The sequence below is a fragment of the Mesorhizobium sp. M0633 genome (genome assembly GCF_040320645.1).
Taxonomy (GTDB): Bacteria; Pseudomonadota; Alphaproteobacteria; order Rhizobiales; family Rhizobiaceae; genus Mesorhizobium.
The window spans coordinates 32,986-45,963 of record NZ_JAMYQC010000006.1; the positions used below are offsets into that span (position 1 = coordinate 32,986).

The following is a 12,978-nucleotide window of genomic DNA, read 5'->3' on the forward strand; positions in this document are numbered from 1 at the left end:
ATGCGGCGCCCCCTAGATTTCATGCGCCGCTTGCGGCCGGCCGAGCATTGTGGCCTGCCGCCTCAGAAGAAGCCGCGATACGGTATCCTTCGCGGCGCCTTTCTTGCCGTGGTGGCGACGCTCACAGCCTCGGCGCTGGCCGGGGCGCCGCAACCGGCGGGGCTTGCCACCAGCCGCACGGATCTGACGCCGAAGGATCTGGCGCGCGTCATCGCCATCACCAGGCCGACCAGCGATTTCTCCAAGCCCGAGCAATTCGAGCTGATGCAGGGCGGCGCCGGCACCTCGAAGAAGGACGTCAACAAGGACGCCTTCTCGCAATCCTCTGCCAACATCAGCTTCGAGGAAGAGGGTACCTTCAAGCTCGGCAACGCCATTTTCCGCAAGAACTGGGTGTCCTCGCCATCCTCGACACAAGCCTCGGATGGGCTCGGTCCGTTGTTCAACGAGCGCGCCTGCCAGAACTGTCATCTGAAGGACGGCCGCGGCCATCCGCCCGAAGGCGACAGCGGCACCACCTCGATGTTCCTGCGCCTGGCAAGGGAAGCCAGTACCGAGGAGGAGAAAGCCGCGCTCGCCGATCACAAGGTGCTCAACTTTCCCGACCCGGTCTATGGCACGCAGCTGCAGGAATTGGCCGTTCCCGGTCTGCAGGGCGAAGGCAGGATGCATGTCGACTACCAGGACGAGAAGGTGAAATTGGCGGACGGCAGCACGGTGTCGCTGCGCAAGCCGAGCTATTCGGTCGACGGTCTCGCCTACGGGGCGCTCGATCCACACACCACGCTGTCGCCGCGCATGACGCCGCCGATGATCGGCCTTGGCCTGGTCGAGCAGATCGCTCCTGCCAACATCCTTACGCGTGCCGATGCGGCCGACCGCGATGGTGACGGGATTTCCGGCAGGCCAAACATAATACGCGACGCCAGCAGCGGTGAACTGACGCTCGGCCGTTTCGGCTGGAAGGCGCAGGCGGCATCGATCCGCCAGCAATCGGCGGACGCTTTTGCCGGCGATATCGGCATTTCGACGCCTGAGGTGCCGAAGCACTGGGGCGATTGCAGCGCCGCGGAAAAGACCTGCCTTGCCCTACCTAACGGTGTACAGGAGCGCCTCGGTCCGGTCGAAGCGCCGCCGCCGGTCATGGACCTCGTGACCTTCTATTCGCAAAACCTTGCCGTGCCGGCCCGGCGCGATCTCGACAGACCGGACGTGCTCGCCGGCAAAAAACTGTTCTACGATATGGGCTGCATCTCCTGCCATACGCCGAAATTCGTCACCCGTCGCGGCACCCCGAACAAGGCGCAGGCCTTCCAGCTGATCTGGCCTTATTCCGATTTCCTGCTGCATGACATGGGACCCGGTCTTGCCGACGGACAGGCGGTGGGCGAGGCCACGGGAAGCGAATGGCGCACGCCGCCACTGTGGGGCATCGGGCTCACCCAGACCGTCAGCGGCAACACCTTCTTCCTGCATGACGGGCGCGCACGAAACCTGGCCGAGGCGATTCTGTGGCATGGCGGCGAGGGCCAGAAGGCGCGTGACCGCTTTGCCGCTGCCGATGCGGCCGACCGCGCCGCGCTGATCAAGTTTCTGGGGTCGCTCTGATGCGGAAGCGTCTTGCATTCGCTCTGATGCTGGTCCTCGCCGGTGCGCTGCCGGCATCCGCGGCGGTGAAGGCTTCGGATGTGATCCAGCGGGCGATCGACGGCTTCGTCCGCCCGGCCTATGCCAGACTGCATGACCATGCGGACAGCTTGGCCAAGACCATGCACGCGCTTTGCCAAGCGCCCTCGCGGGACAATCTCGATGCGGCACGCGCCGAATTCTCGGGTGTCGTGGATGCCTGGTCGGTGGTGGAAATCATCCGTTTCGGGCCGATCGCGGAAAACAACCGGCTTGAGCGCATGCTGTTTTGGCCGGACCGCAAGAGCATCGGCCTGAAGCAGGTGCAGGCAGCACTTGCCGGCAAGGATCCGACAGCCGCCGATCCCGCCCAGCTGGCTACAAAGAGCGTCGCCACGCAAGGGCTCGGCGCACTGGAATTCGTCCTCTACGGCGACGGAGCCGGTCAATTGGTCGGCAGGGACGACACCTATCGCTGCGCCTACGGTGCGGCCATTGCCGGCAATGTCGAGACGATTGCCGGCGAGGTTGGCGATGCCTGGAACGAGCCCAACGGCTTTGCCGCGCTCTGGGCCAATCCGGGTCCGCAGAACGCGCTCTACCACGACGGAACTGAAGCGGTGACCGAACTGGTCGGCGTCTTCATCAACGAGCTGGAAATGGTCCGCGACGTACGCCTGAAAGGCTTCCTGGGCGCCAAGCCGGAGGCCGACAAACCGAAACAGGCGATCTATTGGCGCTCGCAAAACACCGCCCGCTCGCTGACCGGGAATCTGGCGGGCATGGACACGCTGTTCCAGGCCTCGCAGCTTGGCGACGCGCTGCCGCCCGATGCGCGCTGGATGGCAGAATCGGTCCACATCCAGCTCACCAACGGGATCGAGGCGGCCAAGGCGATCAGGGGACCGATCGACAAGGCACTTGCCGATCCGGCGCTGCGCCAGAAGCTCGACTATTTCTCGCTGGTGACATCCAGCCTGACGACCCTGATCGGCACCAGGCTGACCGCCGAATTCGGCCTGACCGCCGGGTTCTCGTCATTGGATGGCGACTGATCATGAGGACGCCGCTGATCGATCGGCGCGATTTCCTGAGGGCCGCAGGCGCTGGTTTCGTAGCGGCGATGGCGCCGTCGGCCTGGGCAAAGACACTCGACGCCGACGCGGTCTTCGCCACCGCTTTCGTCAAGCGCGACGGCAGCTATGGCGCGGCCGTCCTGTCCAAGGCCGGCAAGTTGTTGCACACGATCGATCTGCCCGATCGGGGCCACGATGTTACCTTCGACCCGGTGTCCAAGCGTTCGGTGGTGTTTGCCAGGCAGCCGGGCACCTTTGCTGTCGTCTTCGACCATACCGGCCGCGGTGAACCGCGCACCATTGCCAGCGTTGCCGGCCGGCATTTCTTCGGCCATGGCGTGTTCTCGGCCGATGGCACGCTGCTCTACGCAACCGAGAACGATTTCGACAATGCCGCCGGCGTCGTCGGCGTCTATGACGCGCATGCGAAATTCAAGCGCATCGGCGAGTTTCCGACCTACGGCACAGGCCCGCACGAGCTTTTGCTGCTTTCCGACGGCAGGACGATCGCTGTGGCCAATGGCGGCATCGAGACGCATCCGGATTATGGCCGCGCCGAGCTCAACATCGCAACGATGAAGCCTTCCTATGTTCTGGTCGACCGCCTTACCGGCGATCTCACCGAAAAGCACGAATTGCCGCCGGCGCTGCACCAATTGTCGATCCGCCATATGGATGCCGACCGGTCCGGCACCGTCTGGTTCGGCTGCCAGTACAGGGGGCCGGGTACCGACCGTGCCCCGCTGGTTGGCCGCGCGCCGCGCGGCAAGGACTTGCAATTGCTCGATATGTCGCAGGATGTGCTCTCCGGCTTCAGGAACTATATCGGCTCGGTCGCCGCCAATCCTGCCGCCGGCACCATCGCCGTGTCTTCGCCTGAGGGCAATTCGCTTGCCGTGATCGACACGGCCAGCGGCCGCGTCGTCGCTACCAAGGCTCTGGTCGAGGTCTGTGGCGTTGCGCCCGATGGGAAAGGCTTCATCGCGACGACGGGTGCCGGCGAAATCATCGAAGCCGGTGGCGCGACCCGTTCCGAGCCGGACTATGTCTGGGATAATCACGTGCTGCGTATCGAGCAGGTCGGCTAGTCCCGATACCTATTGTGGCGATTGCGTGCGGTGGAACTTACATTCTTGGACCCGCGCCGAAGCCAAGTCGCCTGATGATTTATCCATTATTCCCTTGCGGGGATGAGCCCTGGCGGGCAGAGGGAAGCTGTTTTCGAAACTGTCTCAACCGGCCGCTTCATGAAATTGCTTGCCGTCGACTGTGCCGCCAATCTCTGCGCCGCCTGCGTCTACGACGCGGCGGCCGGGAAAGAACTCGGCCGTTCGGTGCTCGATCTCGGTAAGGGTCATGCCGAGCATCTGATGGGTGTCATCGAAAAGGCGTTGGGGACCAGCAGAACCGACTATTCCGGCCTCGGCGCCATTGCCGTTTCGACGGGTCCGGGCTCCTTCACCGGTCTGCGCGTCGGCGTCTCGGCGGCGCGCGGCCTTGCGCTGGCGCTGAAAATCCCGGCGATCGGCGTGACGACTCTGGAGGCCCTGGCGGCGCAAGCGAGAGCGGCATTTCCCGGTCGCGCCGTGCTCGCCGCGCTCGATGCAGGTCGCGAGGAGATCCATGCGGCACTTTACGATGAGAGGTCGGTGCTGATCTATGGTCCGGCTGTGACCACACTCTCGCAAGCCGCAGCCATGGCGGTCGACAGATCTGCGGTTCTCGCCGGCACGGCGGCAACCCAGATTGCCGCGGCGGCCGGGCGCAGCTTCGATCTCGGCGGGACGGCGGCCACCGCCGACATCGCCGTCTATGCCCGGCTGGCCGCGGCCCAAGGTGCCGGTAAACACGGCGAGAGCGAAAAACCGAAACCGCTCTATCTGCGCGGCGCCGACGCAAAGCCGCAGGCCGGCTTTATTCTATCGAGGCAAGACCATGATCCCAAAAAGTGGAAACCGGTTTTGGGAAAAGATCATGGTCCAAACGGAAACAAGTCCTGATGCGCATTCCCTTCCTCCAGTCGCGCCGCAGGGACTATGCGCTCGAGCCGTTGACGGTTGCCGATAGCGCGGCCATGTCGGTGCTGCATCGCGAGGATTTCGCGCGGTCGTGGACCGACGACGAATTCGCCGCCCTGCTCGAGCAGGACACGGTGTTCGGCTATGCCGCGCGCGAGACCGGACAGGGTGCCAAGCCGCCGGTCGGCTTCGTGCTGGCGCGGCTGGCGGCCGGCGAGGGGGAGATCCTGACGGTCGCGGTGGCACGCTCGCATCGGCGCCGGGGGCTCGGCTGGCAATTGATGGATGCGGTGCTGCGTGAACTGCACGCACAGCGCGCCGAGGCGCTTTTCCTCGAGGTCGACGAGACCAATGTCGCCGCGATCGCGCTCTACCGGCGGTTCGGCTTCCGCGAGGTCGGCAAGCGTGCCAACTATTACAAGTCGCCGGAGCACGGCCCGACCGGCGCGCTTGTCATGCGCCGCGATCTTCGTTAGCCAAACGCCGGGGTGGTGCGGATGATCGGAAAAATCAGGATTTTCCTGGCGCTGGGGCTGGTTGTCGTCGGCTCGCTGGTGCTTGTGCCGCTGCAGATCTTGTCGATGCGGACCGGGCTCTGGCGCGAGACCTTCATCCTGAAAATCTGGCACAGGATGATTGTCAGGACGCTGGGGCTGCGCATCCATGTCAAGGGAGCGCTGTCCGGCCAGCGCCCATTGCTGATTGCTGCCAACCACATCTCCTGGACCGACATCATGGTGCTGGGGTCGATGGTCGACGTGACGTTCATCGCCAGGGCCGATATGGCCGGCTGGCCGTTGATCGGCATGCTGTCGAAGCTGCAGCGCACGGTATTCATCGAACGTGAGCGTAAGCGTTCGTCGGGCGACCAGGCGAGCGAGATCGCCGGCCGCATGGCCAAGGGCGACGCCATGGTGCTGTTTGCCGAAGGCTCGACCGGCGACGGCAACATGATCCTGCCGTTCAAGAGCACGCTGTTCGGCGCCGCTACAATGGCGATTGCGGAAGGGGCGGCCGAACAGGTCTTCGTCCAGCCGGTGGCGATCGTCTATACGCGCCTGCATGGCGTGCCGCTCGGCCGCCGGCATCGGCCGGTTGCCGCCTGGATCGGCGATGAAGAGCTGATGCCGCACCTCAAGGTGCTGATGGCCGAGGGCGCCCTCGACGTCGAGGTGCATTTTGGCGAGGCGATTGCTTTCTCCAAGGGCTCCAGCCGCAAGGAGACGGCAAAGCAGATGGAACGCCAGGTGCGCGAGATGGTACAAGCGGCGCTCGCCGAACCGCGTCCGAGCCGGTAGGCTGCGCAGGTTCCGGCCAGATTCGTCTGTTTTTTGTCAGGGAAAGGCGTTAGAAGCCGCGAAATGGAATTGAACACGATAGAACGCGACGACATCGGCGCTGCCGCCGAAAACCTGGTCGTTCCGCCTGCCGCGACCAGAAAGGTCTTCGTCAAGACCTATGGCTGCCAGATGAACGTTTACGATTCGCAGCGCATGACCGATGCGCTGGCGGCCGACGGCTATGCCGCGACAGACGCTATCGGCGAGGCCGATCTGGTGCTGCTCAACACCTGCCACATCCGCGAGAAAGCGGCGGAAAAAGTCTATTCCGAACTTGGGCGCATCCGTGAGTTGAAGGCCGAGCGTGCAAAGGCCGGGCGCGAAATGCTGGTCGGCGTCGCCGGCTGCGTGGCGCAGGCCGAGGGTGCCGAGATCATCCGCCGCTCGCCGGCCGTCGACCTGGTCATCGGCCCGCAGACCTACCACCGGCTGCCCGGTGTGCTGGCGAGGGCGCGTGGCGGCGAAAAGATCGTCGAGACCGACTATGCCGTCGAGGACAAGTTCGAGTATCTGCCGCAGCCGAAGCGCGCCGAACTGATCAGGCGCGGCGTGACGGCGTTCTTGACCGTTCAGGAAGGCTGCGACAAGTTCTGCACCTTCTGTGTCGTGCCCTATACGCGCGGCTCGGAAGTCTCGCGGCCGGTGGCACAGATCGTCGCCGAGGCCGAGCGCCTGGCAGATGCCGGCGTGCGCGAGGTGACGCTGCTCGGCCAGAACATCAACGCCTGGCACGGAAGAGGTGAAGACGGCGAGGAATGGGGCCTTGGCCGGCTGCTGTTCAGGCTGGCAGAGATTCCAGGCCTGGCGCGGCTGCGCTACACGACCAGTCATCCGCGCGACATGGAGGATGAATTGATCGCCGCCCATCGTGATTTGCCGACGCTGATGCCCTATCTACATTTACCGGTGCAGTCCGGCTCCGACCGCATACTCAAGGCGATGAACCGCAGGCATATGGCCAAGGACTATTTGACGTTGATCGACCGCATCCGTGCCGCGCGGAACGACATCGCACTGTCGGGCGACTTTATCGTCGGCTTTCCCGGCGAGACGGAAGCCGATTTCGAGGCGACGATGCAGTTGGTCGAAGACGTCAACTATGCCTCGGCCTTCTCGTTCAAATATTCTCCGCGCCCCGGCACGCCGGGCGCCGAGATGGGCGATCACGTGCCGGAGGCCGTCAAGGACGAGCGCCTGCAGCGGCTGCAGGCGCTGCTTCTGAAACAGCAGCAGCATTTCGGCGCAAGCCTGGTCGGCAGGACCATCGACACGCTGATCGAAAAGCCGGGCCGCCAGGCCGGCCAGAAGGTTGGCCGCTCGCCCTGGCTGCAGCCGGTTATTGTTGATGAAAAGGCCGGCGAAATCGGTGACATTATCCAGGTACGAATCACGAAGACGGGCTACAACAGCCTGTTCGCCGAATTGGCCTGAAGGTCTCGGCAGATGAGGAGAGACGGTTGAGCGCTGCTGAAGTGAAGAACCTGCCCCAGAACCTACCCTCGGGGGCCTCGGATATCGCGCACATCGTACTGACTTTCGACAACAACAAGCTTGCCAGCGCCCTTTACGGCCAGTTCGACGAGAATCTGGCCCGACTCGAGCAGAAGCTCGGCGTCGATATCCGCTCGCGCGGCAATCAATTGACCATCAAGGGCTCTTCCTCGGCCGCCGAGCAGGCACGCCGCGCCTTGGACAATCTTTACGGCATTCTGCAGAAAGGCACCGACATCGGCCAGTCCGATGTCGACGGCGCCGTGCGCATGGCGATCGCCAGCGACGACCAGCTGACGCTGCCGACACTGGAGCGCAAGGGCAAGGTGTCCGCCGCCCAGATATCGACGCGCAAGAAGACCATCTATGCCCGCTCGCTCAACCAGGACGCCTATATGCGCGCGCTGGAGCGGTCGGAACTCGTCTTCGGCATCGGCCCGGCCGGCACCGGAAAGACCTATCTGGCGGTGGCGCATGCGGCAATGCTGCTCGAACGCGGCATGGTCGAACGCATCGTGCTGTCGCGCCCCGCGGTCGAGGCCGGTGAACGGCTTGGCTTTCTGCCGGGTGACATGAAGGAGAAGGTCGATCCCTATCTGCGGCCGCTCTATGACGCGCTCTACGACATGATGCCGGCCGACAAGGTCGAGCGGGCGATTGCTGCTGAGGTCATCGAGATCGCGCCGCTGGCATTCATGCGCGGCCGTACGCTGGCGCACGCTGCCGTCATCCTCGACGAGGCGCAGAACACCACGCCGATGCAGATGAAGATGTTCCTGACCCGGCTCGGCGAGAACTCGCGCATGATCGTCACCGGTGATCCGACCCAGATCGATCTGCCGCCAAACACCAAGTCCGGCCTAGTCGAGGCGCTGAGAATCCTCGACGGCGTCACCGGCATGGTGACGGTCCGCTTCAACGAAGGCGACGTCGTCAGGCATCCGCTGGTCGCCGAGATCGTCAAGGCCTATGACCGCGACGGCAAGCTGGCCAGGGGCCTGGGTGTCGAAAGCTGATATGACTATGCGGCCGCATGGCTGAGGAGCAAAAGGCGGGGGGGCCGCTTCCCGTCGAGATCGATATCGCGATCGAGGCGGGCGACTGGCCCGACGAGACGACGCTGACGCGGCTGGTCGACCACGCCGTCTCGGCCGCCTTTGCCGAAACCGGTGCCGACGGCCGTTCCGAGCTCAGCATCGTCTTTTCCGACGATGCCCATATCCGCACGCTCAATGCCGGCTGGCGCGGCAAGGACAAGCCGACCAACGTCCTGTCTTTTCCGGCTTTTCCGTTTGCCAGGGGCGGGCCTCTGCCGCCGATGCTCGGTGACATCGTGCTGGCCGCCGAGACTGTCGCGCGCGAGGCGGCACTGGAAGACAAGCCCATCGAGGACCATATCTCCCATCTCGTCATCCATGGCCTGCTGCATTTGCTGGGCTATGATCACGAAACGGATGCCGAAGCGGAACTGATGGAAGCGACAGAGCGCGCAGCACTTGCGAGGCTTGCCATTCCCGATCCCTACACGTAATTACAAAAGACCAATTGACCGGACGATGATGAACGACAAACCAGAGACTGCCGCCCGCTCCGACGCCGGCAGTGTGATCAAGCCTTCCGAAACGACGGAAGAGGGCTCGAGTCCGAGTACCACGACCGGCAGCTTCGCCAGCGAGGCATCGCCTGCCGGTCCCTCCCTGTTCGATCGCGTGCTCGGGCTTTTCAGGCACCGCAACGGCACCAGCCTGCGCGAGGAGATTGCCGGTGCGCTTGCCGAAACGGCGAGCGATGCAGAATCCTTCTCGCCCGGCGAACGCGCCATGCTCAACAACATCCTGCGCCTGCGCGAAGTGCGCGTCGAGGACGTCATGGTGCCGCGCGCCGACATCGAGGCGGTCGAGATCACCACGAAGCTGGGTGATCTTCTGGGGCTGTTCGAGCAGTCCGGCCATTCCCGCATGCCGGTCTATTCGGAGACGCTCGACGATCCGCGCGGCATGGTTCATATCCGCGACGTGCTGGCGCACATCACCAAGGTCGCCCGCGTCAGAAAGGGCAGGACGACCAGGAAAACTCCGGTCGCGACGGTTCTCGATCTCGCCCAGGTCGATCTGGCGCGCACCATCGGCGATCTCAACCTGATCCGACCGGTGCTGTTCGTGCCGCCGTCGATGCTCGCCTCCGACCTGATGGGGCGGATGCAGACGACGCGGACCCAGATGGCGCTGGTCATCGACGAATATGGCGGCACTGACGGTCTCGTCTCGCTCGAGGATATCGTCGAGATGGTGGTCGGCGACATCGAGGACGAGCATGACGAGGACGAGCCGATGATTACCCAGGCCGGCGAAGGCGTCTTCATCGTCGACGGCAAGGCCGAGATCGACGACGTCGCCAAAATGATCGGCGAGGATTTCGCCGCCGGCGAGCACGGCGAATATGTCGACACGATCGGCGGCATGATCTTCAACACGCTTGGCCGGGTGCCAGCGCGCGGCGAAGTGGTGCAGGCCATACCCGGCTTCGAGTTTCATGTGCTCGACGCCGACCCACGCCGCGTCAAGCGCGTGCGCATCGTCGAGACACTGAAGGGCGAGCGCCGCCGCCGCGCCGTCCGCACCGAGCAGGCTTGAAAGACGCGACTTGCCCGATGCCGGTTGAGGACCCGTTCAAGCACTCGACTTAGGCTCCGGCGTCTTCTACCAGGATCCGCAGGCCGCATTGACCTGGCTTGAAAAGGCGTTCGGCTTCGAGCCGAGCATGGTTGTCAGCGATGCCGATGGCAGGCTCGTCCATTCCGAGATGCGGTTCGGCGATGGTTATATCATCGTCGATTCCGAATGGGCCGACCATATAGCCAGCCCGGCTTCAGTTGCAGGCAAGAACACGCGCGCGATCCTGAAGGCCATGTCTGGACCTTTTCCCAGACTGTCGGCTCTGTCCCACGCGTAGAGGCTGAGCGGCTGGGCGGGCTGAAGATACAAGGCTGGCATCGATAGCTATGAGCGGACTAGGTCGCCCGGTTTGGAGCCAAGCCCGCAGCCTGATAAATCTTGCTTCCTGATTCGCACGACTCGGAAGCATAGATGGAGCGCCAGGCCGGCCGGATAATTCTGCTTTGGGGCTGGCGGCGCGCGCTAGTGGCGTTTCTTGCCGGGGCGCTGACGGTTCTTGCCCAGGCGCCTTACGATTTCTTCGCCGTCTGTTTCGTTTCGTTCCCGCTGCTGGTGTGGCTCCTCGACGGCGCGACCGGCGAAGCCTCGGACGGTTTTCTGCGGCGCTTGCGGCCGGCTTTCGCCACCGGCTGGTGGTTCGGTTTCGGCTACTTTCTTGCCGGTCTCTGGTGGGTCGGCTCGGCGCTGCTGGTCGAGGCCGACAGCTTTGCCTGGGCCTTGCCGTTCGCGGTGGTCGGCATCCCCCTCGCGCTGGCCCTCTTTTACGGTTTCGCTGCCGTGGTTGCCCGGCTGTTGTGGAGCAACGACATCGGGCGCATCGCCGCGCTCGCCTTCGGCTTTGCGCTGGCGGAATGGCTGCGCGGCTTCCTGTTCACCGGCTTTCCGTGGAATGCCGTCGGCTATGCGGCGATGCCGGTGCCTTTGCTGATGCAGAGCGTCTCGGTGACCGGCATGGTCGGCATGAACGCGCTTGCGGTCTTCGTCTTCGCGCTGCCGGCGCTGCTTGCGGCGCGCCAGCATCTTCGCCTCGGCGCGGCGTTGCTTGTCGTTCTCGTCGCCGCCCATGCCGGCTTCGGCTATATCCGGCTCGCCGCCCCCGAAAAGCCGGCCGCCCGCAGCCTTGACGTCCGTATCGTGCAGCCTGCCGTCGACCTTACGGAAAAATGGGATACCTCGGTGCGTGACCGTATCTTCGCCACCATGATGGGGCTTTCGGCTAAGGCGCCGGAACCCGGCCATGACAGGCCGCAATTGATCCTGTGGCCGGAGACGTCCGTGCCGTTTCTGTTCACCGAACGTCCGGATGCCCTGCCTGCGATCGGAGAGATGCTTGGCGATGGCCAGATGCTGGTCGCCGGCGTCGTTCGCGAGGAAGGCGGCTCGGTGGCCGGCAGCCGTTACTACAACTCTGTGGTGGCGATCGACGAAAGGGGCGAAATCGTCGATGCCGTCGACAAGGTCCACCTGGTACCCTTCGGCGAATACCTGCCTTTCGCCGATCTGCTCGGCCGCTTCGGGCTTGAGCAGCTTGTTGCCGGTCCAATGACCTTCGCGGCGGGCAATGAGCGGCATCCGATCGCGCTGCCCGGCGGTATCCGGGCGCTGCCGTTTATTTGCTATGAGGTCATCTTTCCCGATCTGGTCGCAGTTGACGCAACGTCAGCCGAGCTTATTGTGAACGTCACCAATGACGCCTGGTTCGGCGACACGCCGGGGCCGTACCAGCACTTCAGGCAGGCGCAGATCCGGGCGGTGGAGAATGGGGTGCCCCTGTTGCGCGCGGCTAATAACGGCATTTCGGCCGTTGTCGACCCGCGCGGTCGCATCGTCGACGCGCTGGCAATCGATGCACGCGGCGCGATCGATGTGCGTGTGCCGATCTCCGACCAAGCCATCGTTTCCTCCGGCCAACGACGCATTAACGGAATGCTGATCATGTTTTTGCTTGCCGTTGCGGCATGCATTTTGAACGTAAGGCAAAGGCTACGGGCGAATTGACAGCCGACACATTAGAAACTCATACTGTAAGCGCCTGAAAATTTTCGAAGTCGATAAGGTCGTTCTGTTGGGGCACGGGCCGCGGCGTCGTTTGGGCAGCAAAATAGAAAAAGCCGGAAAAATTCGGCGAGGAAAAAATGACAGAAGAAAACAAGAAAAAGCCGAATCCGATCGACATCCACGTCGGAAGCCGCATCCGGCTTCGCCGCAATATGCTGGGAATGAGCCAGGAAAAACTGGGTGAAAACCTCGGCATAACGTTCCAGCAGATCCAAAAGTACGAAAAGGGCACCAATCGCGTCGGCGCCAGCCGTTTGCAGGCAATCGCCTCCATACTCGGCGTCCCCGTCGCCTTCTTTTTCGAGGATGCGCCCGGTCAGGAGCCCGTGGGCAGCCGTGGATTTGCCGAGGATGCTTCGATGACCTCCGCCGTCGAATTCTGCGGCAGCCCGGAAGGCCTCCAGCTGAATCGCGCCTTCGTCAAGATCGCCGACGTGAAAGTGCGCCGCAAGATCATCGAGCTGGTGAAGTCGCTTTCCACCGACGAAGTCGATTGATGGCCCGTGAAGAGTTCAACAAGGAAGGGGTCGTCGTAGCTGGGCATGCAATTTCTCGCGGCTGCGCGCATTGAGGGATGTTCATTCCGCAGATGCGCTAAAGCGCAGATCGATTTCGCTCGACACGCTTCCTCGAAGTCGTTTTCCTCAGTCTGTTGGTGCAAGGGCTGATCGCAGTGCGCCCTGCCGCCGTCTCG

Annotated in this window: 13 protein-coding genes; all 13 read left to right on the plus strand. The window is 63.6% G+C overall.

Annotated elements, in window-relative coordinates:
* Positions 1-1,608, plus strand: coding sequence for a di-heme oxidoreductase family protein (locus NKI47_RS07960; RefSeq protein WP_352589028.1), 1,608 nt, complete (start codon positions 1-3; stop codon positions 1,606-1,608).
* A complete protein-coding gene (locus NKI47_RS07965) occupies positions 1,608-2,681 on the plus strand; it encodes an imelysin family protein (RefSeq protein WP_352589031.1) in 1,074 nt (357 codons plus the stop codon). Before NKI47_RS07960 ends, NKI47_RS07965 begins: the two co-directional genes overlap by 1 nt.
* 2 nt (positions 2,682-2,683) lie before the next feature.
* Complete coding sequence (locus NKI47_RS07970; protein WP_352570326.1) at positions 2,684-3,790, plus strand: DUF1513 domain-containing protein; 1,107 nt, start codon at positions 2,684-2,686, stop codon at positions 3,788-3,790.
* 159 nt (positions 3,791-3,949) lie between these two features.
* A complete protein-coding gene (tsaB, locus tag NKI47_RS07975) occupies positions 3,950-4,702 on the plus strand; it encodes a tRNA (adenosine(37)-N6)-threonylcarbamoyltransferase complex dimerization subunit type 1 TsaB (protein ID WP_352570328.1) in 753 nt (250 codons plus the stop codon).
* Entirely contained in the window at positions 4,702-5,196 is a 495-nt protein-coding gene (gene rimI / locus NKI47_RS07980) for a ribosomal protein S18-alanine N-acetyltransferase (protein ID WP_352589035.1), read from the plus strand. The genes tsaB and rimI overlap by 1 nt, the downstream gene beginning before the upstream one ends.
* Before the next feature lie 21 nt (positions 5,197-5,217).
* Entirely contained in the window at positions 5,218-6,018 is an 801-nt protein-coding gene (olsA, locus tag NKI47_RS07985; protein WP_352570330.1) for a lyso-ornithine lipid O-acyltransferase, read from the plus strand.
* Between the two features lie 63 nt (positions 6,019-6,081).
* Positions 6,082-7,491: a tRNA (N6-isopentenyl adenosine(37)-C2)-methylthiotransferase MiaB gene (gene miaB, locus NKI47_RS07990; protein WP_352589038.1), complete on the plus strand. Its 1,410-nt coding sequence runs from the start codon at positions 6,082-6,084 to the stop codon at positions 7,489-7,491.
* Positions 7,492-7,517: 26 nt separating this feature from the next.
* Complete coding sequence (locus NKI47_RS07995) at positions 7,518-8,567, plus strand: PhoH family protein (RefSeq protein WP_023676891.1); 1,050 nt, start codon at positions 7,518-7,520, stop codon at positions 8,565-8,567.
* Between the two features lie 17 nt (positions 8,568-8,584).
* The gene (gene ybeY, locus NKI47_RS08000) at positions 8,585-9,082 is read left to right on the plus strand and encodes an rRNA maturation RNase YbeY (RefSeq protein WP_352589041.1); all 498 of its coding nucleotides are present in this window, start codon (positions 8,585-8,587) and stop codon (positions 9,080-9,082) included.
* A gap of 28 nt (positions 9,083-9,110) precedes the next feature.
* The gene (locus NKI47_RS08005) at positions 9,111-10,184 is read left to right on the plus strand and encodes a hemolysin family protein (RefSeq protein WP_352448597.1); all 1,074 of its coding nucleotides are present in this window, start codon (positions 9,111-9,113) and stop codon (positions 10,182-10,184) included.
* Between the two features lie 88 nt (positions 10,185-10,272).
* Positions 10,273-10,503, plus strand: a complete 231-nt coding sequence (locus NKI47_RS08010) for a VOC family protein (protein ID WP_352589044.1) — start codon at positions 10,273-10,275, stop codon at positions 10,501-10,503.
* Between the two features lie 134 nt (positions 10,504-10,637).
* A complete protein-coding gene (gene lnt, locus NKI47_RS08015; RefSeq protein ID WP_352589047.1) occupies positions 10,638-12,224 on the plus strand; it encodes an apolipoprotein N-acyltransferase in 1,587 nt (528 codons plus the stop codon).
* A gap of 137 nt (positions 12,225-12,361) precedes the next feature.
* On the plus strand, positions 12,362-12,781 hold the full coding sequence (locus NKI47_RS08020; protein ID WP_352589050.1) for a helix-turn-helix domain-containing protein: 420 nt from the start codon (positions 12,362-12,364) through the stop codon (positions 12,779-12,781).
* Positions 12,782-12,978: the final 197 nt, after the last annotated feature.